This window comes from Rhizobium gallicum bv. gallicum R602sp (assembly GCF_000816845.1).
Lineage (GTDB): Bacteria > Pseudomonadota > Alphaproteobacteria > Rhizobiales > Rhizobiaceae > Rhizobium > Rhizobium gallicum.
Genome location: NZ_CP006877.1, coordinates 1,310,158 through 1,331,792 on the forward strand (window position 1 = coordinate 1,310,158; position 21,635 = coordinate 1,331,792).

Here is a 21,635-nt window from a genome sequence, read left to right on the forward strand (position 1 = left end):
GTTCTCCTAAATCTCGTCCATGAATGCCGTGAGGAAGTCGCGCAGACGCTTGTCGCGTTCGGCGGCAAGGGCGCGACCCGCCACCGTCTGAAATCCGTCGGCAAGTTTGAACAGCTTTGTCTGAAAATGGTCAATGGCAAAGCGCCGATCGTCGAGGGGGCGACGTTCGGCAGCCGGATCGAAGGGATCATAAAGGCCCGACGCCATGCGGCCGCCGATATAAAAACAGCGCGCCGCGCCCACCATGCCGATTGCGTCGAGGCGGTCGGCGTCTTGCAATATTCGCGCTTCCAGGGTTTCTGGCGTGATATTGGCAGAAAAACTGTGGGTGGTGATCGCATGCGCAACGGCCGCGATCTCATCTGTCGCCCAGCCCAGTTTCTTCAGGATGCCGGATGCCTTCTCTGCGGCGAGTGCCGAAGCTTTGGAGCGCAAAGGTGAGCTCTTTTCGACCGCGACGCAGTCATGGAGCAGAACGGCGGCGGCTAGGATCCGACCGTTTCCGCCCTCTGTTGCGTGTATCCGCATCGCATTGCGGAACACGCGCAGGATATGGGCAAGGTCATGCGACCCGTCATCGCCCTCCGTGGCGTAGGGAGTGAGTTTGGCCGCGAGACTTTCAAAAGGAGAAAAGGCCTTGGCTTCGAACATGCCTGTCACCGGATTTTTTAGGAGTGCTCGGACTTTCGCATAAAGCTTCCGGACACGAGTCGCAATGAAGCTCTCAGCTCGCCTTCGCCATGGATCCAGAGCGTGATGCTAAAAGCAGCCTCGCGACGTCAGCGGCAGGTGCTGGCGGGCTGATGTAGTAGCCTTGAATCTCGTCGCATTCCTCGCTTTCGAGCAGGCTCTTTTGTTCGGCCGTCTCGACGCCCTCGACGGTGACGCGCATGCCGAGCGCGTCGCCGAGCAGGATGATTGCGTGCATGATGGCATAGGCTTCCTTGTTTTCGGCGATTCCGCAGACGAACGATTTGTCGATCTTGATCTTGTCGAAGGGAAAGCTGCTCAGGTAGCTCAGCGACGAATAACCGGTTCCGAAATCATCCATGGAAATGCGGATGCCGCGCTCCTTTAAGGCATGAAGAATCGGCAGCGTATCGTCGAGATTTTCCATCAGCACGCTTTCGGTGATCTCCAGTTCCAGCCGCGCCGGGGATATCGCAGCCTCCGCAATCGCCTCATCGACATCGGCCAGCAGATTGCTGCTGGTGAACTGGATCGCCGAGACGTTGACGGCGATCTTGATGCCTTCCGGCCAGCATGCGGCCTCGCGGCACGCCTTCCTCAGGACCCAGCGCCCGATATCGACGACGAGGCCGACCTCCTCGGCAAGTGGGATGAACTCCATCGGCGGCACGCGGCCGCGCGTTGGATGGTTCCAGCGTACAAGGGCTTCGAAACCGCAAATGCGCTGCTGACGCAGGTCGTAGAGCGGCTGGTAATGCAGTTCGAATTCGTCGCTGTGCAATGCCAGCCGAAGGTCGGCTTCGAGCGCGTGGCGGGCCTGGATGCGGGATGCCATCTCGCTTGTGAAGAAGCGTTCGTGCTTGCGTCCATCCGCCTTGGCCCGCGAGAGCGCGACACCAGCGTTGCGGAGCAATATGTCGGTCTCGGCACCATCTTCGGGCGCGAGTGCAATTCCCATCGAGACGCTGAGCTCGATCTGCTTGTCGCCGCGAAAGAAGGGCTTGGAAAGCTCGCTGCGGATCTGGGCGGCAAGCGCCGTGACATTCCGCGGCTGCTGCCTTCCACGTTGAAGAACCGCGAATTCATCGGAGCCGAGGCGGGCCAGCATATTCTCGCTGCTAGCCGATGCACGGATGCGTTCGGCAACCTGGCGAAGGATGGTGTCGCCGGTCGAAACGCCCATCGTATCGTTGATGGATTTGAAGCGGTCGAGGTTCAGGTGCACGAGCGCGATCTGCTCGTTTGGCGCGCGCTCGGAAAGTGCGGCATCGACCTGCTCGCGAAAACGGATGCGGTTCGGCAGGCCGGTCAGCGGATCGTGATGCGCGAGGTGGGCGATCCGCTCGGCGGCCTTCCGCTCTTCGGTGATGTCTGAATGGATCGCGATATTGCTGCCATCCGGTAAGACGGTCACAACACTGAAGATAACGCGGCCGTCGTCCATCAGCCATTCGCGCCGGCGGATTTTACCTAGGCCGGGCGGCATTGCAGACGCCTCCTTGGAGCGGCAAGCGGATCGAACCGTCTTCCTCTCTTTGCCGGGGATCCTGATGCTGAGAGCCCGCACAGAAATTCCAGGGACTGCCTGATCGGCGGAGAAACCGAAGAGCTGGCGGAACCGGTCGTTGCAGAGGATCAGGCGCTGTGCCGAATCGAAGACGCTGAGACCGAGCGGCAGGTTATCGAGCACGAGGGCGAAAAGGGCATGGTTGCGGCCATGGCTTCGATAGGTCTCGATGACCAGCGCCATCAGGCGCTTCGCATCGACTGAACCGTCGTTGTTTACGGCTTGGGTGCATTGCTGCCAAAAGAGCGTTTCAGCATCCATGAGGGCAATTATCCTGCATGTAGGCCGCTGCGAATTACTGCTGATCCCCATAGCTCAAATCCGAGCAGGAAACGCCGCGCTTCGCACCGGGCATGCAAAGGCCTTTCTGAAAATCTTTAAAATATTCGACTTAAACAATACCGGAAACGACCGGCTCTGCTGCGGCAACCCGTTGCAATCATTATCTGTGGACCGAATTAACAATCGGTTGCCTGCGAAGTATGTGAGACTATGCCACGTGCACGCCTAGGATGCAAGGCGGCAAGCTTCGTGTAAAAGCTTTGTCAACCTTGATTAATGAGAAGTTAACAACTTATTGACCCGACTCGCAAATCAGTTTATCCACCGAGTCAGTTTTGATTTCCCCCATCGTATTGCGTACAGACATCACCGGAAAAAAAGGCGGTGAACGGAGGTTTGTATGACTCATGTTTCATCTGTTTCAGAAACGTCTTATGCCTATTTGGCGACCCTATCGCGGCTGGACGCGAATGGTGACGGGGTATTGAGCCGCGGGGAGCGTGCAGCTGATGAAAAGCCCGGCATTTTCAAGCGGTTCAGTGAAGACGATACAGGACGCCAGCCGCGCTCCACAGCTGGCGACAATGTTCTCTCGCTGATGATCGAACTCGGCGATAGCGGCGCCGGGAGCGTTGAATCGAATTCTCAGGATGCAGCAGGCGAGAGCGATCACGCCGCCGAACTCTACCGCAATACATACGGCCAGTACGACCTCGACATCGCGTCATGAGGTTGCCTTCAGCAATCGATGAAGCCGGCCTCGAATGGCCGGCTTTTTGTTTGCCTGATCTCAACAGGAACACCTTCCTCCATGAGGCGTTGGGAACAATAAGCTCTCAAAAATGGAAGGAATCCGGATGGCAAGGATAGTCACACTCGCGGCATTCGCCGTTGCCGCTACGGCTTCGATGGCATTCGCGCAGGATAAGCAGACAGCGGTTGCAAATTTTGTCGGCGAGAACGGCAAGGAGAACGGCCGTGCGACGCTGACGGCTGCGGCCAGCGGCGGCGTACTGATCGAACTCGAGGTCTCCGGTCTTCCGTCAAACCGATGGGTAGGGTTCCATGTCCACGACGTCGGCAAATGCGACCCGGCCACCCATCATGAATCGGCAGGCAAGCATTTCAATCCGACGGAGGCCGAGCACGGCATCCTGACAGCCAAGGGTCCGCATGCCGGTGATATGCCGAATCAATTTGTCGATCAACACGGCGTGCTGCGCGCCCAGGTCTTCAACAGCATGGTGACGCTTGACGGCAAGGAGGACGGCGTTCGCGGCCGTGCGCTGATGATCCACGCAAATTCGGATGACTATCGCAGTCAGCCCGCGGGCGATGCAGGTGCAAGGCTCGCTTGCGGCGTTATCGAATGAAGGATGTCGAGGCGAGCCGTCGTCTTCTCAACTGTAGTAGAAGCGCTCGGCGTACCAGTCCGTCGAAGCCATCGGCTTTTCCTGCGCGACCCAGCGGGCGATATCGCTTTCTTCCAGCAAATCCGCCGTCACCTGATCTTCTACGCCGACAAAGATAAGATTGGTATTTTCCCTAAGGCGCGGGTCGAGCGTAAAGCCCATCCGGCTGTCATTGGCGCTGTGAAGCAGGTCCATCCGGACATAGAAGAATTCCGGATGGTAGCTCATCTCGCCTGCCTCGTTGAAGGCGTGCGCGACATCGATGACCGACTTCGCGGGACCATTATAGGCCGTAATTGCCTCGTTAAGCCCGAAGGTCGCCCCGTAAAGCGCGGCGGAGCGGGCGGGAATGATGGTGATTTCGCCGTTCGTCAGATCGATCTGCTGACCAGAAAAACCGCTGACCTGACCGTCGAGCGCGCCTCGGAAGAAATAGGAGAAGCGCCCGCGCGTCAGATAGATCGCCTGCCAGCGAAACCGGACATATTCCTCCGAAGGCCCCATAAGGTCCTTCAGGGTTTGCAGGCACTGCAAAAACGTATCGCGGTAGTTCGGCAGCGGCATCGGTCAATCTCCTTGGGAGGTTAACCGATGGAGAGTCAAAACGTTCCGTGCCGGAGTGCTGGTTGCCTACCGGCGGCTTTTTCGTTCCGGCATCGCAGGCTCTCCGGCTGTCATTTCGGCATCGGCGACCGCCGTCGGCCCGGACTTCGCTTCGGCACCGTATAGGGGAATGAGATGCCCGGCCTGATCGATGGCGAGCTTGGCACGCTTGATCATGTCGCGGCTCACGCCCCACCAGTCCCCGGTCTTGGCCCAATAGCGCAGCGTGAGACCGATCGTTGGCCCGCTCATGCTGTCGATGAAGACTGCAGGGGCTGGCGTTTTCAGGATGCGCGGGTCGGCCTTGGCAAAGCCCAGCAATCGCTCCATGGCGGCATCGGCATCGTCTTCATAGGCGAGGCTTATCTTCAACTCGTTCTGACGCGTCGGTTCCCGACTGTAGTTGGTGATCGGCGTGTTCCAGAGGATCGAATTCGGAGCGAGCCGATAGAGCCCGTCAAAGGTTTTGAACTCGGTGGCGAAGAGACCGATCTCGCGAACGGTGCCCGAGACGCTGCTCGTCTCGATATATTCCCCCACCCGGAAGGGGCGCAAGATGAGCAGCATGATACCCGCCGCGATATTCTGCAGCGTTCCCTGCAGCGCCAGGCCGATCGCCAGGCCCGCAGCGCCAAGAGCAGCGATGATCGACGCAGTCTGAACGCCGAATTGGGCGAGAACCGTGACAAAAACGAGGATTAGCAGAGCATAGCGCAAGACATTCGTGAAGAAACGCGCCAGCGTTTCGTCAATGCCACGCACCCGCGACATGCCTTCATAGGCCCAACGGCTCAGGAAGCTCGCCATGACCCAGCCGGCGATCAGAAGGATAATCGCTCCGAGGATCGAGAACGAGTATTGCACGGCAAGCGCGCTTGCCTCGTTGAGCGCGGTGCGGGTTGCCGCGATGACGTCCGTTGCCTGCTCCATGCCAAGGCTAGATGGGGCAGGCGGCAGAAGCGTCAACCGTCAAATTCTGTCGTCACCGGGAACACGAAAGGCGCATTGCCATCGGCATCAGCACCGCGTCCGATGGCGCGGACGGCATCCACCAGACGGCCTTTTCGTTGGAGCAGCACATCGCCGATTTCGACTATGCGGGCATTGGGCGTCGCACAGGGCGAGGCGCTGCGCAGGCGCTTTGCCAGCGCCATCTCGTCCTGGTCCGGCGCGAGCGAAAGCGCGGCGATCAGGGCGGCGGCGGGGGAGCGGGAAACTCCCATCCAGCAATGGATTAGCAGAGGCGAGCGCTGATCCCAGGCGGCTGCAAAATCGATCAGCTGGCGCACATGTGCCTCCTCAGGTGCGACGAGATTTCCTGTTCCCTTGAAGGCGATGTCGTTCATGTACAGGAGCAGGTGGCGGTCGGCGGCAATCACGCCGGGCCGGTGGAACGCCTGTTCCTTTGCCATCAGGCTGATCATTTCCCGCGCGCCGTGGCGCACGGCCATTTCGGCGATCAAGAAAAGCGGCGAGACGACGATCCTCGTCATGGTTTCGCCCTGCTCCGCATCGTCTCGATCGCCTCGAAGCGCTCGCAGAAGAGCCGCTGGGCCTCCAGCGCCGGAAGCGGCTCGATCAACAGCATGTCCTTGCTGATGCCGCGCGGCTGGCCGAAGAATTTCCGGGCTTCGACAGGCGTGAAACCGGCCAGGCAGGTCGCCTCGAAATAGGCCGCAATCGTGTCGGCCTTCTTGATTTTATCCTTGAGTTCCCGTGACGGGTGCGGCGGCAGGCCGAAGCGCAGGTGAACCGCCGCCTCGAGACGCTTCTCCACGGCCTTATAGCCGCCGCCGACGACTGACTTGAACGGCGAGATCATGTCGCCGATCACATATTCCGGGGCATCGTGCAGCAGCGCCATCATGCAATCGTCGGGCGTCGCATGATTGAACCGCCGGAAAATGTCCTCGACGACGAGGCAGTGCTGGGCGACGGAGAAGGCATGGTTTCCGCAGGTCTGGCCGTTCCAACGCGCGACACGCGCCAGCCCATGGGCGATATCGCTGAGTTCGACATCGAGCGGCGAGGGGTCGAGCAAATCCAGGCGTCGGCCAGACAGCATGCGCTGCCATGCGCGCGGCTCCTTGCTCACGCGCTCGCCTCGTCGGCGTTGGCAGGGAAGGTAAGGCCGGACCAGGGCGGCAGCCTTAGCGATACGGTCGTCTCTCCCGCCAGCAGTGGAATGCCGCTTGCGATGGCTTCGCCGACGCGATCGATGCGCACGATCGCAAGCCCATTTTTGCCGACGACGGTGCCCAGAGCGCCGACCGGCTTTCCCGCAGCGGTGATCTCGGTCCCCGTGGCGGGCAGATAGGCATCGGCGCTGACTGATACGACACGCCGGCGCGCGGTGCCGCGATGCTGCATGCGCGAAACCACCTCCTGACCGACATAGCATCCCTTTTTGAAGGAAAGACCACCGTTCAGATCCAGCAGAACGTCATGCGGAAACGCGTCCTGGAGGGCGAAATCCGCACCGGAAATCGCAACGCCGTTTGCAGCGCGCAGAGCATCATAAAACTTGGCATCCGCCGTGCCGTGATTGCCGCGGCAGCGCAGAAGCACCTCCCCGGCCTTCGCAAAGCGGCTGTCGGCCACGCCTTCCGCGGCCTCTTCGTCCCAGGATACGGTAACGCCTTGCTCTTCGACCGGTTCAAGTGTCACAGCGGCGCGCAGCTTGTACATGGCCAGCCGCTTCAAGAGTGCATCCCGCTGGCCGACGTCCGTCTCGATGATGAAATCGGCGCCGTCGCGCCAGATCATGAAGTCGAACAGGATCTTGCCCTGCGGCGTCAGCAGCGCGCCCGGCCGGGCTTCGCCTGCGGCAAGTGAGACGATGTTGGTCGTAATGAGATTGTGCAGAAAGGCTTCGGCGTCGGCCCCGCTGACGCGGAGAAGCGCGCGATCCTTCAGAAAGACGGCTGGCATGGCGGAACCTGTCGCGTTCGTTATCGCTCAGAAGTAAGTCTTCCGTGCGCTGGCTGCAAGCGGGATTGAAAGGGGCAAGCTCAGTCGCCGGCCGTGAAGAACTTCCATTTGCCGGCGGGCGTAATGCCGAGACGGTAGAAATTGTAGCCGCCAAATTCCTGCATGTCGGAAAGGTCGCCCGCAGTGACGATGCGCAACAGTTCCACGCGTTCGGGCGGAGTCAGAGCCTTCAAATCCTTCTCGGCGAAATAAGGCCAGACATACATCTCGTCCGGCGTGCCTGCGCCGACATGCACAAAACCGGTCGAGATCACGTCGAGCATGATTGCAAGGATCTCGTCGCCGTCGGGGTCGCCCGATAGGTCTTTCAGCGTGCCGATAGGGTCGTCCGTGGGTTCGCCCACTGATACTTGCGTCTGTTCGGCACCGCTGCCGAAGAGTGGCCGCAGGCGCTCCAGGTCGCCGGATGCTGCGGCTTCTACGATCTGCTCGCGCATGCGGCGCACCGGCTCCGGCACCTTGCTGATGTCGTAGATTACTTCGACAGGCTTCGAATCGTCACTCGCGCCGGGCGTCTTGTCACTACCTTGGCTGCTGTCCTTGCTGACGAGGGGATCCGGCATCGGCACGCCCGGAGACGTTGAAGACGGTGTCTGGGACTGTCCGGAATTTTGCTGATCGGCCGCCTGCGGATCGGCTTGGCCCGGAATCTTCTGGAGTTCAGAAAGAGCATTTGCCGAAGGAGCCGCCAGAATGCCGGCGCTGAGACAAATAGCGAGCAGGAGCGGCGCGATCGAAAGCCGCGGTTCGGTGTCCTTACCGGTACGCATGGGACTCTCTATTATTGCAGGGTGCGGTTCGGTGAAAATTCGCCACCCAGCATACGTTCGCGCAACGAATCAAGCAGCGCCTCTGCACCCTTTTCGCCATGGCGGCGGATCGTTTCGCGCAGCGCTTGAACGATTGCCGTGTCGGCAATAATCTCTGGCTCGATACCGTCAGCCATACCGTCGGCCCAGGCTTCGTTGTGGTACTCCAGAGCCGCCTGCATCTTTTCGTGGACGATCATGTCGTCGATGTCATTGAGGCTTGGTTCCATCATCTCTTCCTCAAATTGCATGCCTTACTGCCTGGTTAACAACTCTATCAGCCTTTTCCCAAAACGACACGTGCGCGAGTGAAAACAGGTTAATTTATCCCTAATTTCCAAAGCGCGAGGTAATTTCTGTGGCGAGTGTTGCACCTTCGTTACGGTAGCGCTCTTCTGCCACGATGGCTGATGGAGTGCAATCGTTGTAGACCGAAGCAAAAGCGCGGTAGCCGCGGTTGAACGCCGCCGTCAGCCTTTCCTTCCGCTGCGGTTCGTCTTTCGTCTCCGAATCCAGCAGCTTTTGCATGTCGCTTCGCCATTCGCTGCCGCCCGGCGCCTTGCAGAGCGTGCGCAGATAGTGGACCGAGCCGATCACCTCCGCCAGCCGCGAGAGCTTGTCGTCATAAGGCACGACAACGGGCGCTGCCGGCACGGCTTCGGGAACCGCCGGCGGCGCCTTGTCCTGGGCCCATGCCGCAGCCGCTATTGCCGAACCGGCGCAGACAACGACAGGCAGAAAAACGCGTCGAACGGGAATCATATTGTTAGATGATACCTGCGCCGTGACCGGAACAAGGCAGGCTGATGACTATCCACGCCGTTATTGCTGTACGGAGAGCCGTTCGGCACATTCAAGCACCGACTGCGGCACCGGCAAGCGGCGGATTTGCTCGACGGTGTACCAGCCGAGAGCGGCTGCGTCGTCCGCCGCCACCGCCACCGCGTCCGCGTCAGCCTCCACGGTGAAGACCGAAAGGAGAAAGTGGCTGCTGACGCTGCCGTCGGCGGCATGGGCCGTCAGGTCGTAGATCGCAAAGAGCTGCGGACTATAGGCGCGGATGCCGGTCTCTTCCTCAAATTCGCGCAGCGCCGTTTGATCAGGCGCCTCGCCGTCCTCCGCCCGGCCGCCGGGAAAGGCATACATATCCGCAGACGGCGGCTTGCTGCGGAGCACGAGGAGAAAGCGGCCGTCGCGCTCGAGGATCGCTGACGACGCTGCTCTTGGTTTTGAAGTCATGACCTGCCGTCTCTACACTCAGCCGGGGATTTGCGTATTCTCGTGTTGGATATTCAATCGCCGATTCGAAGGGAAGGGGCACCTGATCTATATCATCTACGCGTTTGCCGCACTCTTTGAAATCGCGGGCTGCTTTGCCTTCTGGGCCTGGTTGAGGCTGGGCAAACCGATTGGCTGGCTCGCGCCGGGCATGGTCTCGCTTGCCCTCTTCGCCTGGCTTCTAACGCTGGTGCCGAGCGAGGCGGCCGGGCGCACCTTCGCGGCCTATGGTGGCATTTATGTCGTCGCATCGCTTGTCTGGCTGTGGCTTGCGGAAAACCGTGTTCCGGACCGTTGGGATATCGGCGGGGCGGCCGTCTGCCTTGCCGGGACGGCGATCATTCTCTTCGGGCCGCGCAGCTAGGGCTGTGCCTTGACGGTTGCCAAACAGGGTGCAAAGACAAATTCATGTGCGGACGCTATGCCTTGACGCTGACCCCGGAGGAGTTGAAGGAGATACTTGGGCTGCTGGAGCTCGGGGCCTTTCCCGCGCGCTACAATATTGCGCCGACGCAGCCGATCCTCGTCGTCGTTTCCGGCCAAGCGCAGGAGCGCGGCAGCAATCTTCCGGATCGCCGCGCCGTGCTGGTGCGCTGGGGGTTGACGCCGTCCTGGGTAAAGGATCCGAAGGAATTTCCGCTGCTCATCAATGCGCGGGCCGAAACCGCAATCGGCAAGGCATCCTTCCGCGCCGCGATGCGCCATCGCCGTGTGCTCGTCCCGGCTTCCGGCTTTTACGAGTGGCATCGCCCCTCGAAAGAAAGAAACGAGAAACCCCAGGCTTATTGGATCAGGCCCCGCCGCGGCGGCGTGGTTGCCTTCGCCGGCCTGATGGAGACCTGGTCGTCGGCCGACGGCTCGGAAGTCGATACGGGCGCGATCCTGACCACGGCCGCCAACGCCTCCATCGCAACGATCCATGACCGCATGCCGGTCGTCATCAAGCCGGAGGATTTCGCCCGCTGGCTCGACTGCAAGAGCCAGGAACCGCGCGACGTCGCCGATCTGATGCAGCCGACGGACGAGGATTTCTTCGAAGCGATCCCCGTCGCAGACAAGGTCAACAAGGTCGCCAACATGGGAGCCGACCTGCAGACGCCCTTGGTGGTCGAGACGCCGCAGAAACCGCCCGGCAAGAAAGCTGGCGACGGCCAGCTCAGCTTATTTTAAAATCCCATGTCATTCAGGATTTTCCTAAAACCCAACGCTTCGATCGAGGCGGCCTTTCGGGTTTGGGGCTGGACAGGATCGCAGACGGCCCCGCCGTCGCGTCGTTCCTCTGATTTTTTGGCCTGGAATATGGCGCGCCTGCTGCAGCCGGTATTCGTAAAACTCGCCGCGCGGCGGGTTTTCGATGTCGTCATTGGTATCGTCATGAGCTTGCTGGCGATCAGCCTGCTCGTTCGCTTCTTGCGTCCGGCTTAGGCGATCTTCTTGACGAGAGCCGGCTTGCTCTTCAGCATCAGCGCGGCGGCCAGAACGGCCTTGAGGCCGAGCGGGCGGTAATGTGTGCTCAGATCCGGCTTTGCCGCTTGTTCCGCCTGGTCTGTTTTTTTCGAGGTCACGATACTCTCCTTACACGCTTCCCTAGACTTTTTATTTGTTCTGCTCTTTTGTCGCCAAAAACGACAAAATAGAGGCATGGCTTATCAGGAATTGTGTACGCAATGCACATTGCGCGAGGCTTGGTGCGAAGCCTCGCGTTCGTCGGGACCTACCGGGCGTGTGCGAAATCAGATGTGGCGGCCGATATCGTCGTCGCCGTCACCCGGTTCTTCGATCGTGAGCGTGCCGTACTTCAATCGCCACCTACGTGCTCCGAAGGGCAGCGACAGCAGATAGACGATGACGGTGAACACCATGACTTCCCAGGTAAAGCTCATCAGGAGAGCGACATAGAGCACGACGCCGAGCATCAGCGGCAGCACCAGATCGCGCCGCAAGCGGCTGCCTTCGGACTTGCCGGACCAGACGGGCAGGCGGCTGATGAGCAGGAAAGCGATCAGAACCGTATAGGCCGACGAGATATAGGCGAAGGTGCGGTCTTCGGTGAGGCCGAGGAAGCCGAGATAGACGGGCAGCAGCACCAGCATGGCACCGGCGGGCGCAGGCACGCCGACGAAATATTCGGATTGCCAGGGCGCGCGGTTTTCCCGTTCCGCCATGACGTTGAAGCGGGCGAGGCGGAGGCCTGCGGCGATCGCATAGATCAGTGCGGCGATCCAGCCGATGGAGCGCGCGCTGTCCAGCGCGAAGACATAGACGACGAGAGCGGGCGCGACACCGAAATTGACGATGTCGGCGAGCGAATCCATCTGCGCGCCGAACTTGGAGGTTGCCTTCATCAGGCGGGCGATGCGCCCGTCGATGCCGTCGAGAAAGGCGGCCAGCAGCACCATTATCACCGCCAGCTCGTAGCGGCTCTCGAAAGCCAGGCGGATGCCGGTGAGGCCCGCGCAGATCGCCAGAATCGTGATCAGATTGGGAACGACGAGGCGCAGCGGAATTTCGCGGAGCCGCGGACCGCGCGCCGCATCGTTCGGGCCGTTCGGTTCGAAGGGCGGAAAAGGCGTCTCCATAGCACGCTCCATTCGTTCTAGCTGCGGCGGCTGATGACGGGTCCCTTGGGGGAGCCGAATTCAGCGAGTACCGTTTCGCCGGCAATCGCCGTCTGGCCGAGCGAAACACGTGCTGCCGCGCCGGCCGGCAGGAAGACGTCGAGCCTGGAGCCGAAACGGATAAGGCCGAAACGCTCGCCGGCATCCAGCGGCTCGTTGTTATTGGCCCAGCACAGAATACGGCGGGCGACGAGGCCGGCGATCTGCACGACGCCGATCTGGCCGTGGACGGTCTCGATCACCAGCCCGTTGCGCTCATTGTCTTCGCTGGCCTTGTCGAGCTCGGCATTCACGAAGCTGCCAGACCGGTAGTTGATGCTCACGACGCGGCCGCGCATCGGCGCGCGGTTTACATGGCAGTTGAAGACGTTCATGAAGACCGAGATGCGCAGCATCGGCTCGTTGCCTAGGTTCAGCTCGGCGGGCGGCGTCACCATCTGGATCGAAGAGACCTTGCCGTCGGCCGGCGAGATCACCAGGTCATCATCCTGCGGCGTCATGCGCTCGGGATCGCGGAAGAAGTAGGCGCACCAGAGGGTCAGTACGAGGCCGACCCAAAAGAGCGGCTCGAATATCCAGCCAAGGATCAGCGAAGCTACGAAGAACGCGGCGACGAATACATAGCCTTCCTTGTGCACCGGAACGATGGTGTTTCGAACGGTATTGAGCAAGCTCATCGACGCTGGTCTCCTCGCGCTTTTTCGTTTTCGCTGGTTATAGAAAAAGTCCTGCGGGAGCAATGCCGTGCCGCTCGCGCCCGATCTTATGGCATGGTTCTAAACAGCAAAACGACAGAGCGGCCCTTTGGTTCGAATGCTCAGCTTGCCGGCGCGAGACGGGCAACAATGCCCAGGTCGTCGCTTTCGCGCACTTGCTTCAGATGTTCCTCCGCCTGCGTTGCTTCGCGCTGGCGGTTCCACATCGAGGCATAGAGGCCGTTTTTCTCGAGCAGCGCCGCATGCGTTCCGCGCTCGGCGATCTCGCCGCTTTTCAAGACGATAATCTCATCCGCGCCGATGACCGTCGACAGGCGGTGGGCGATGACGAGTGTCGTGCGGTTCTTCGAAACCACGTCGAGGGCCGCCTGGATTTCCCGCTCCGTCGTCGTGTCTAGCGCCGAGGTCGCCTCGTCAAGGATCAGGATCGGCGGCGCCTTGAGGATCGTGCGGGCGATGGCGACGCGCTGTTTCTCGCCGCCTGAAAGCTTCAATCCGCGCTCGCCGACCTTGGTTTCGAAGCCCTCCGGCAGCAATTCGATGAAATGCGCGATCTGTGCAATTTCCGCCGCCGTCTTCACCTCGGCATCACCGGCCGACGGGCGGCCATAGCGGATATTGTAGGCGACTGTGTCATTGAAGAGCACGGTATCTTGCGGAACCATGCCGATCGCCGAGCGAAGGCTCTTTTGCGTGACATGGCGGACATCCTGGCCGTCGACTGTGATCGCGCCGCTCTGGATGTCGTAGAAACGGTAGAGCAGGCGCGAAAGCGTCGATTTGCCGGCGCCGGACGGGCCGACGACCGCGACGGTCTTGCCGGCCGGGACTTCGAAGGAAATTCCCCTAAGGATCGGCCGCACGGGATCATAGGAGAAATGCACGTCCTTGAAGCTGATCGCGCCCTGACCGATCTTGAGCGGGGCGGCGTCCGGCGCATCGGTTACCTCGGGGGTCACGTCGAGCAGGTCGAACATCTGCTCTATATCCGTAAGCCCCTGGCGGATTTCGCGATAGACGAAGCCGATGAAGTTCAGCGGCACTGAAAGCTGCAGCAGCATGGAATTGACAAAGACAAAGTCGCCGATGGTCTGCTCGCCGCGCTGGACGGCAAAGGCTGAAAGCAAAAGCATGACTGTCGTGCCGAGGCCGAAGATGACGCCCTGGCCGAAATTCAGCCAGCCGAGCGAGGTCCAGACATCGGTCGCTGCCTTCTCGTAGCGTTCCATCGACCTGTCGAAGCGTCTGGCCTCCATCTCCTCGTTGCCGAAGTATTTGACGGTCTCGAAGTTGAGGAGGGAATCGATCGCCTTGGTGTTGGCGTCGGTATCGCTGTCGTTCATCGTCCGGCGGATGGCGATGCGCCAGTCCGACGCGCGGATCGTGAACCAGATATAGGCCCAGACGGTGAAGGCGGTCACTGCGAGATAGGAAAAACCGTAGCCCCACCAGAAGATCACGGCGGTCAGCAGGAATTCGATGACGGTCGGAACCGAGTTCAGGATCGTGAAGCGCACGATCGTCTCGATGCCCTTCGTGCCGCGCTCGATGATCCGCGACAAGCCGCCGGTCTTGCGCTCCAGATGGAAGCGCAGCGAGAGTTCGTGGATGTGCACGAAAGTCCGGTAGGCGAGCTGGCGCACCGCATATTGGCCGACGCTTGCAAAGAGTGCGTCGCGCAGTTGATTGAGGCCAAGCTGGATCAGGCGGGTGACGTTGTAGGCAATGACCAGTACGGTCGCGCCGACGAGGAGCGGCGGCAGGGTTCCGGCGAGATCCACGCGGCCGTTCAGGGCATCGGTCGACCATTTGAAGAAATAGGGAACGAGCAGCAGCACAAACTTGGACACGAGCAGGAAGACCGTTGCCCAAACGACGCGCATCTTAAGGTCCGTCCGGCCGGAAGGCCACATGTAGGGCCAAAGATTGAAGAGCGTCCGCAGGAGGTTGGATTCCGAAACCGTCTTGCCGTTTGCCATGCCTATCTCCAGCCCGGTCGGGCTCGGCCGCGGATGCGGCGTTTCGATACGGCAAAAGTGCAAAAAGCGGAGATGCCCGATTGAGCCCCCGCAGACAGGATCGCCGTCTCCGCCACATAGGGTGCGCGACACTCGAATGCAACATGTGAAGAAGCCGGGGAAGACAAAGGCCGGGCGCTATATCGGCCCGGCCTTTCCATCACCTGATTCGGCTTAGAGGTGGTCGCCGGAAAGGCGCTTGCGATGAAGCTCTTCAGCGTTCGGCAGGGCTTCCTTCGGCAGGCCGAAAATCTGTCCGGGCAGGATGCGGTCCGGATTGTTGATCTGGGTTTCGTTCGCCATGTAGATCGTCGTGTAGCGGACGCCGAGGCCATAGACGCGGCGCGAAATCTGCCACAGCGTGTCGCCGCGGCGGATGATGACGGCGGTGTTGTTCGCCGTTAGCGGCGCCTGCTCGATCGTCTTCGGCTGGCTCGGGTCGGCCGCGGCTTCGTTTGAAGCCGGCACGCCGGCTACCTTTGGCGCGGGCGTGGCAGTTAGACCATCAATCGCCGTCCCAAGCTTGCCGAGCGCGTCGCCGACGGACTTTGTATCCTTCGGCAGTGCCAGGAGTATGGCGAGTGCGCTTGAGGCCGACTGCGAGGCTGCGCCTGCCGTCTGCTTGAAGGCAGGCGCAGCCTCTGCTGCCGGACGGAATTCGGCGATCGAGCGAAGCGCGAATTCGGTTGCCGAACGCGCTGCCGCGAGCTGCTCGCCGCCGGGAAGCTTGCCGTCGGCAAAAAGGCCCTTCAGCAACCCAAACGCCTTACCCGCATCGGCTCTCAGCTTGCTGAGTTCACCTTCATCGAGGGGAACCATCGCGGCAGCAGCGTCGTTTGCGGGCGGGTTGCCGGGCTGGGCCGCTACGGTGACCTGGTCGCCTGCCGGGCGGGTGAAGTTGACGGAGGCGCGAATGAGCACCTTGCCGCTGCCGTCGACGACATCGACGCGGATCTTGTGGTCGCCGACCGAAAGGTCCATCACGCCGTCGATGACGAAATGGCCGTCGGCGCCTGCTGTTGCCTTGCCGATCAAGGCGTCGTCCGCATAGGCGATCACGTTGGCGTTCGGCTTTGCGGTGCCAGCAACGAAGATCTTCTTGCCCTCGATTTCAACTGCATTGACCATCACCTCGGCCGGTGCCGAGACTGCATCGCTTGCGCCTGCCGGTGCACCCGGAACTGCCGGTGCGGTATTGGCGATCTCGGGCGAGCCGGCTGGCAGGCCCGGCTGAGCGGAAGCCTGTTCGTCTGCTGCGGGCTGAGCAGCCGGCGTGGCGGCCGTCGGCGCCGTGATGATGCGGCTCGCTGCGCCTGGCTTGGAAACCATGGCGAGCAGTTCGGTGCCGCTGCCGTCCTTCGGCACGGAAACGGTTGCGACCTCTTCGGAAGTCAGGCTCTTGCCGTCCTTGCCGGTCGTCTTGAGCACGAGCTGGTGGTCGCCGGGCGGCAGCGGGTTGTCGAGGACGGCGGCAAAATCGCCGGTCGGGCCGACATTCGTCGTAGTGACGACCTTGTCTCCGTCCATGATTTCGAGCTTGCTGTTGGGCGTGGCCGAACCGGCGATGACGGTGGACCCGTCCGGCTCTACACGCAGAACGTCGAAAGCCGGGAGCTTCGATCCGAAGTTCGCATCGGTCGCCGGTGGGGCCGACGCAGGCTGGCTTCCCTTTGCGCCGGACAGCTCGGCCTCGGCCTTGGCTATGGCGGCAAGTGCGTCGGCGATGTTTTCCGGCAGGGCCTGGACGATTGCCAGCGCCTTTGCCGCGCCGTCCTTGGCTTTCGTGGCGGCGGCCGCCGTCGCCGGATCGGTGCCTTCGGGGATTGCGAAGTCGGCGAGCGCCTTCAGCGAGCCCGCCGCCTTCGTCTTGGCGGCATCGAATGCTTCGCTCGTCGGACCCTTGCCGTCTGCAAAGAGCGCCTTAAGTTGCGTGAGAGACTGACCTGCATCGGCCGAAAGATGGCCGAGCTTCTCGGTCGTAGCCGCCGCGTCGGCAGCCGCGTTCCGCGCGCTCTTGCCGGCTTCTTCAACCGTGTTCTTGACCTCGGAGCCTGCTTGATTGATGGCATCGCCGATTTTCGACGTGTCTTCGCCGATCCGGGGCATGACCACGAAGACCATCAGAAGGATCGCAACTGCAAGCACTGCGAAAGCCAGCAAGCCGGCACGATTTCTCATCATTCACTCTCCCCAGACGGCAAATGTGCCGTAGTACTAAAAATTGCTAGCGATTCCCGTTGCTTTTCACAAGCATTCAAAGCAATGAGGCAGGCTCAACGCGCAGCTTTTCTGTCATTTTTCTTGACTGTGCAGGCATGGAATAGTTGTTTTCCCATATGAGCGATCAATCCCATTCAATTCAGTCCATCTGTGTCTACTGCGGGTCGAGGCCCGGACGGGATACAGCATACATGGCTGCCGGACGCGCGCTCGGCAAAGAAATCGCCGAATACGGCCTGCGGCTCGTCTATGGCGGCGGCACCAAAGGCATCATGGGTGCTGTTGCGAGCGGCGTGCTTTCCAATGGGGGGCAGGTGACCGGCATCATCCCCGAATTCCTGATCGACATGGAGGCGACGCGCCATTCCCTCGGCCAGCTCAACGAGCTCATTGTAACGCCGGACATGCATGCGCGCAAACACCTGATGTTCGAGCGTTCCGACGCCTTCGTGGCGCTGCCGGGCGGGATCGGTACGCTGGAGGAAATCGTCGAGATCATGACCTGGGCGCAGCTTGCCCGTCACGAAAAACCGATGGTCTTCGCCAACATCAAGGGCTTCTGGGATCCGATGATGGAACTGATGAAGCACATGACGGATGAGGGTTTCGTGCACACCGCCCATCGGGTGCAGCCGCTCGTCATCGACGACGTCTCCGGCATCATTCCAGCCATCATGGCGCAGGCAGCGGAACTCGCTGCCGACCGTGAGGGCGAGGATGCCGTGATTTCGAAGATGTGAGGTGGGCGCTCAGCGCCCGCGCGTTGCGTTCAGCATCGACCACGTGTACAGCACGAGGCCTGCCCAGATGAGCGGGAAGGCGATCATGCGCGCTGTATCCAGCGGTTCGTGGAAGACGAAGATCGCGATCAGGAAGATCATCGTCGGCGCGATGTACTGCATGATGCCGATCGTCGAGAGCTTCAGAAGCTTTGCGCCGTTGGCGTAGATCATCAGCGGTGCGGCAGTGACGATACCGCAGCCGAAGAGCAGTGCTGTATCGCTGAAGCCGGTCTGAACGAAGTGTCCTTCGCCACTGAAGAACTCCAGATAGACGATGTAGAGGACGGCCGGAACGCTGAGAATCAGGACCTCGAGCAGGAAGCCCTGGTTGGGGCCGAGCGGCAAAGTCTTGCGGAAGTAGGCATAGAAGGCCCAGCTGAAGGCGAGGGTCAGCGCCACCCACGGAAGCCCGCCGCCGTCGACGGCGAGAACGACAACGGCAATGGCCGCCAGGCCGATTGCGATGATCTGAGCCGGGCGCAGCTTCTCCTTGAGCAGCACCGAGCCCATGAAGATGCTGATCAGCGGGTTGATGAAATAGCCCATGGCGGCATCGAGCGAATGTCCAGCGCCGATCGCCCAGACATAGGTACCCCAGTTGACGGTGATGAGTGCCGCCGTCAGCGAAGCCATTGCGAGCATGCGCGGCGAGCGCAGCGCGTCGCGGATTTCCTGCGTACGTCCGAGCGCGAGCAGCACGAGGCCGGCAATCGGAAGAGACCAGACAACGCGATGCGCAATCACCTCGGCCGGCGAAATATGCGCCAGCGCCTTCATGTAAATCGGCAGGAATCCCCACAGAAGATAAGCAGTCAGCGCAAAGGCGAAGCCGCGCGCACTATCTTCGTTTTTGATGGCAGGAGGGCTTGCGTCGGCAGACATCAGGTGTTTCCAGCTTTGTTCTTCTTCTGATCTCGATTAGCTTAAGCGCCGTGAATAGACCAATTCATTTCGGTGAATGGATTATCAGCGGATTTGAGGCGGAGGACTTGCATGGCTTTCGAGGATGAGCCGCCATACCGGCAGGTTTATGCCCGCCAGATACTGGCGAAGGCAGGTGTTGCGAAGAACGACAGGCTACTTGCAGCCCTTGCCAAAGTGCCGCGTGAAAAATTCGTCGGTCCGCCGCCCTGGGTCTACAACGACTTCCGCCATTATCGGGAGATGGCTTCCACTGATCCGGTCGTACTTTATCAGGACTTGTTGATCGGTCTTAATACCAGGCGTGGGGTCAACAACGGCATGCCCTCCCTTCACGCGTCCGCCCTGAATACGCTTGGAATTCGGGAGGGCGAGACGGTTGCCCATCTGGGTGCCGGGACCGGCTACTACACTGCGATCATTGCCGGACTCGTCGGCTCCTCTGGCAAGGTCGTCGCCGTCGAATACGACGAAGCGCTGGCCGAAAAGGCGCGGGAAAACCTTTCCGGTTATCCCAATGTCGAGGTAGTGCAGGGCGATGCGGCCGATTGGCCGAAGGAAGACGCCGACGTCGTATACGCCAATTTCGCTCTCGACCATCCGCCTGCCGCCTGGATCGAAAACCTGGGCGTCAGTGGGCGGCTGTTGTTTCCGCTCGGGATCCCGGCGGTCGAAAATGGCAGGGCGAGCGGCTTCACCCGTTCGGCAGGCTTCCTGCTGATAGACCGGCGCGCCAGAGGTTTTGGCGCCCGCTTCATTCAGCCGGTCTCCTTCGTCTGGGCGGAGGGTCAAGAACCGCCGCCCGCCGGTCGCCACGAGGGTCTGGCGGAAGCCTTCCGCAGCCGCCGGCTGTTCCAGGTTCGCAGTTTCCGCTGGCGGACTGCGGCCCAAGGCGTAGAGTGCTACGGCGAGGAGGACTGGGGGCTTTGTTTCGAGGAGCCGTGATCTTCACTCCGCCGCGATCTTGCCCGCCAGCTGACGGTTCTTCATCAGTTTGTAGATCACCGAATCCATCAGCGCCTGGAACGAGGCGTCGATGATGTTTTCCGACACGCCCACCGTCCACCAGCGAAGGCCGTCGCTGTCGGTGGATTCGATCAGCACGCGCGTGATGGCTTCGGTGCCGCCATTGAGGATACGCACCTTGAAGTCGGCGAGAACCAGGTCGTCTATTTCGTGCTGATAATTGCCGAAATCCTTGCGCAGCGCCAGGTCGAGCGCGTTGACCGGGCCGTCGCCTTCCGCCACCGACATGATTGTGTGGCCGTCGATCACCATCTTCACGACGGCTTCCGAGACGATCTTCACCCGCCCGTGCGAGTCGAAGCGGCGCTCGACCATCACGCGGAAGCCTTCGATCGAAAAGAATTCCGGGATGGTGCCAAGCGTGCGGCGGGCCAAGAGCTCGAAGCTCGCATCCGCTCCCTCATAGGCGTAGCCGGAAGCTTCGCGCTCCTTGACGATGGAAATCAGCCGGTCGAGCTTCGGATCGTCCTTGGCGACTTCGATGCCCCGGCGTTTCAGAGCATTGATGAAGTTCGCCTTGCCGCCCTGGTCGGAAACCATGACCTTGCGGTAATTGCCGACGCTTTCCGGCGGCACATGCTCGTAGGTGCGCGGATCCTTGAGCAGAGCGGAGGCATGGATGCCCGCCTTGGTGGCGAAGGCCGAAGCGCCGACATAGGGCAGTTGATGATCTGGCGAGCGGTTCAGAAGCTCGTCGAAGGCATGGGAAAGGCCGGTAAGGTTCACCAGCCGCTCCGCATCGATGGTGGTTTCGAAGCGGGTGCTGTAGGTGTCCTTCAGGGCCAGCGTCGGGATCAGCGTCACCAGGTTGGCATTGCCGCAACGCTCGCCGATGCCGTTGAGCGTCCCTTGGATCTGGCGCACGCCTGCCTCGACGGCGGCAAGCGAATTGGCGACTGCCTGGCCCGTATCATTATGCGCATGGATGCCGAGACAGCGACCGGGAACGCCTGCGGCAATCACCGCCTCGACGATGGCGTGGATCTCGGGCGGTTGCGCGCCGCCATTGGTGTCGCAGAGCACGACCCAGCGAGCACCCGCTTCATGCGCGGTCTTCGCGCAGGCGAGCGCATAGGCGGGATTGGCCTTGTATCCATCGAAGAAATGCTCGCAATCGACGATCACCTCCTTGCCGGCGGCGACGGCCGACTTCACGCTCTCGCCGATGCATGCGAGGTTTTCCTCGTTGGTGCATGCGAGCGCGACCTCGACGTGATAGTCCCAGCTCTTTGCGACGAAACAGATCGCGTCGCTCTTTGCCTGCAACAGCGCTGCGAGGCCCGGATCGTTGGAGGCTGAAACGCCCGGCCGCTTCGTCATGCCGAAGGCGACGAATGCTGCCTGGCTGGTGCGCCTCTCTGCGAAGAAGGCGGTGTCCGTCGGATTCGCGCCTGGATATCCGCCCTCGATATAATCGAGGCCGAACTCGTCCAGCATGGTCGCAATCGCAATCTTGTCCTCGACCGAGAAGTCTATCCCGGGCGTCTGCTGCCCGTCGCGGAGCGTCGTGTCGAAGAGGTAGATTTTCTCTCTGGTCACCGAGGTGCCTCCGAAGCATTTGATGTTATCCCGTGCGCCTCACCCCCCTCTGCCGGCAGAGCCGACATCTCCCCCACAAGGGGGGAGATTGGGAAAATGCGGCAGCTCTCGCCCACTGCATCGATGGTTGCACGAGTGGGTGCGGACAGCCGATCTCCTCTCT

25 protein-coding genes are annotated in these 21,635 nt (G+C 61.0%); 7 read left to right on the forward strand and 18 right to left on the reverse strand.

The genetic code is table 11. The features are described from left to right. Positions 1-6 precede the first annotated feature (6 nt). A complete protein-coding gene (locus RGR602_RS06390; RefSeq protein WP_039844419.1) occupies positions 7-651 on the reverse strand; it encodes an HD domain-containing protein in 645 nt (214 codons plus the stop codon). 73 nt (positions 652-724) lie between these two features. After that, the gene (locus RGR602_RS06395) at positions 725-2,518 is read right to left on the reverse strand and encodes an EAL domain-containing protein (protein ID WP_039844420.1); all 1,794 of its coding nucleotides are present in this window, start codon (positions 2,516-2,518) and stop codon (positions 725-727) included. Positions 2,519-2,939: 421 nt separating this feature from the next. Here RGR602_RS06395 and RGR602_RS06400 point away from each other — a divergent pair, with 421 nt between their 5' ends. Next, positions 2,940-3,269 carry a hypothetical protein gene (locus RGR602_RS06400; RefSeq protein ID WP_039844421.1) on the forward strand — a complete coding sequence of 110 codons (330 nt, stop codon included), beginning with the start codon at positions 2,940-2,942 and terminating at the stop codon, positions 3,267-3,269. 127 nt (positions 3,270-3,396) lie between these two features. Beyond that, positions 3,397-3,912, forward strand: a complete 516-nt coding sequence (locus RGR602_RS06405; protein WP_039846695.1) for a superoxide dismutase family protein — start codon at positions 3,397-3,399, stop codon at positions 3,910-3,912. 27 nt (positions 3,913-3,939) lie between these two features. Here the strand turns inward: RGR602_RS06405 and RGR602_RS06410 are convergent, their stop codons facing one another. From RGR602_RS06410 to RGR602_RS06450, 9 genes are all read right to left on the reverse strand, one after another. Then, complete coding sequence (locus RGR602_RS06410) at positions 3,940-4,515, reverse strand: hypothetical protein (RefSeq protein WP_039844422.1); 576 nt, start codon at positions 4,513-4,515, stop codon at positions 3,940-3,942. Between the two features lie 66 nt (positions 4,516-4,581). Further along, positions 4,582-5,484: a mechanosensitive ion channel family protein gene (locus tag RGR602_RS06415; protein WP_039844423.1), complete on the reverse strand. Its 903-nt coding sequence runs from the start codon at positions 5,482-5,484 to the stop codon at positions 4,582-4,584. A gap of 32 nt (positions 5,485-5,516) precedes the next feature. Then, on the reverse strand, positions 5,517-6,047 hold the full coding sequence (locus tag RGR602_RS06420; protein ID WP_039844424.1) for a tyrosine phosphatase family protein: 531 nt from the start codon (positions 6,045-6,047) through the stop codon (positions 5,517-5,519). Next, on the reverse strand, positions 6,044-6,619 hold the full coding sequence (locus RGR602_RS06425) for a YfbR-like 5'-deoxynucleotidase (protein ID WP_052451634.1): 576 nt from the start codon (positions 6,617-6,619) through the stop codon (positions 6,044-6,046). Before RGR602_RS06425 ends, RGR602_RS06420 begins: the two co-directional genes overlap by 4 nt. Positions 6,620-6,645: 26 nt before the next feature. Beyond that, positions 6,646-7,485, reverse strand: coding sequence for a CAF17-like 4Fe-4S cluster assembly/insertion protein YgfZ (gene ygfZ / locus RGR602_RS06430; protein ID WP_039844426.1), 840 nt, complete (start codon positions 7,483-7,485; stop codon positions 6,646-6,648). 80 nt (positions 7,486-7,565) lie between these two features. Further along, entirely contained in the window at positions 7,566-8,315 is a 750-nt protein-coding gene (locus RGR602_RS06435) for a hypothetical protein (protein ID WP_039844427.1), read from the reverse strand. An 11-nt stretch (positions 8,316-8,326) separates the two neighbouring features. Then, positions 8,327-8,584, reverse strand: coding sequence for a hypothetical protein (locus RGR602_RS06440; protein WP_027507415.1), 258 nt, complete (start codon positions 8,582-8,584; stop codon positions 8,327-8,329). 100 nt (positions 8,585-8,684) lie between these two features. After that, positions 8,685-9,116 (reverse strand): TIGR02301 family protein, encoded by a 432-nt coding sequence (locus tag RGR602_RS06445; RefSeq protein ID WP_039844428.1) that lies wholly within the window; start codon positions 9,114-9,116, stop codon positions 8,685-8,687. Between the two features lie 60 nt (positions 9,117-9,176). Next, a complete protein-coding gene (locus RGR602_RS06450; RefSeq protein WP_039844429.1) occupies positions 9,177-9,593 on the reverse strand; it encodes an NUDIX hydrolase in 417 nt (138 codons plus the stop codon). 82 nt (positions 9,594-9,675) lie between these two features. Between RGR602_RS06450 and RGR602_RS06455 the strand changes: the two genes are divergently transcribed. From RGR602_RS06455 to RGR602_RS39180, 3 genes are all read left to right on the forward strand, one after another. Continuing rightward, positions 9,676-9,996: a YnfA family protein gene (locus tag RGR602_RS06455; protein ID WP_039846696.1), complete on the forward strand. Its 321-nt coding sequence runs from the start codon at positions 9,676-9,678 to the stop codon at positions 9,994-9,996. A gap of 44 nt (positions 9,997-10,040) precedes the next feature. Then, positions 10,041-10,802, forward strand: coding sequence for an SOS response-associated peptidase (locus RGR602_RS06460; protein WP_039844430.1), 762 nt, complete (start codon positions 10,041-10,043; stop codon positions 10,800-10,802). Positions 10,803-10,931: 129 nt separating this feature from the next. Then, entirely contained in the window at positions 10,932-11,057 is a 126-nt protein-coding gene (locus RGR602_RS39180) for a hypothetical protein (RefSeq protein ID WP_267285092.1), read from the forward strand. Here RGR602_RS39180 and RGR602_RS36915 read toward each other — a convergent pair. From RGR602_RS36915 to RGR602_RS06485, 5 genes are all read right to left on the reverse strand, one after another. Continuing rightward, positions 11,054-11,197 (reverse strand): hypothetical protein, encoded by a 144-nt coding sequence (locus tag RGR602_RS36915; RefSeq protein ID WP_022714660.1) that lies wholly within the window; start codon positions 11,195-11,197, stop codon positions 11,054-11,056. The two genes, RGR602_RS39180 and RGR602_RS36915, sit on opposite strands and share 4 nt — an antisense overlap. A 168-nt stretch (positions 11,198-11,365) precedes the next feature. After that, complete coding sequence (pssA, locus tag RGR602_RS06470; protein WP_039844432.1) at positions 11,366-12,211, reverse strand: CDP-diacylglycerol--serine O-phosphatidyltransferase; 846 nt, start codon at positions 12,209-12,211, stop codon at positions 11,366-11,368. A gap of 17 nt (positions 12,212-12,228) precedes the next feature. Next, positions 12,229-12,927 carry a phosphatidylserine decarboxylase gene (locus RGR602_RS06475; RefSeq protein ID WP_022714662.1) on the reverse strand — a complete coding sequence of 233 codons (699 nt, stop codon included), beginning with the start codon at positions 12,925-12,927 and terminating at the stop codon, positions 12,229-12,231. Between the two features lie 140 nt (positions 12,928-13,067). Then, on the reverse strand, positions 13,068-14,945 hold the full coding sequence (locus RGR602_RS06480; protein WP_039844433.1) for an ABCB family ABC transporter ATP-binding protein/permease: 1,878 nt from the start codon (positions 14,943-14,945) through the stop codon (positions 13,068-13,070). 213 nt (positions 14,946-15,158) lie between these two features. Further along, the gene (locus RGR602_RS06485; RefSeq protein ID WP_039844434.1) at positions 15,159-17,165 is read right to left on the reverse strand and encodes a LysM peptidoglycan-binding domain-containing protein; all 2,007 of its coding nucleotides are present in this window, start codon (positions 17,163-17,165) and stop codon (positions 15,159-15,161) included. A gap of 155 nt (positions 17,166-17,320) precedes the next feature. Between RGR602_RS06485 and RGR602_RS06490 the strand changes: the two genes are divergently transcribed. Beyond that, positions 17,321-17,944 carry an LOG family protein gene (locus RGR602_RS06490; protein WP_063855986.1) on the forward strand — a complete coding sequence of 208 codons (624 nt, stop codon included), beginning with the start codon at positions 17,321-17,323 and terminating at the stop codon, positions 17,942-17,944. Between the two features lie 9 nt (positions 17,945-17,953). Here RGR602_RS06490 and rarD read toward each other — a convergent pair whose 3' ends face one another. Beyond that, positions 17,954-18,868: an EamA family transporter RarD gene (rarD, locus tag RGR602_RS06495; protein ID WP_039844436.1), complete on the reverse strand. Its 915-nt coding sequence runs from the start codon at positions 18,866-18,868 to the stop codon at positions 17,954-17,956. Positions 18,869-18,979: 111 nt separating this feature from the next. Here rarD and RGR602_RS06500 point away from each other — a divergent pair, with 111 nt between their 5' ends. Beyond that, on the forward strand, positions 18,980-19,852 hold the full coding sequence (locus RGR602_RS06500) for a protein-L-isoaspartate O-methyltransferase family protein (RefSeq protein WP_039844437.1): 873 nt from the start codon (positions 18,980-18,982) through the stop codon (positions 19,850-19,852). A gap of 3 nt (positions 19,853-19,855) precedes the next feature. Here the strand turns inward: RGR602_RS06500 and cimA are convergent, their stop codons facing one another. Next, complete coding sequence (gene cimA / locus RGR602_RS06505; protein WP_039844438.1) at positions 19,856-21,472, reverse strand: citramalate synthase; 1,617 nt, start codon at positions 21,470-21,472, stop codon at positions 19,856-19,858. Positions 21,473-21,635 lie beyond the last annotated feature (163 nt).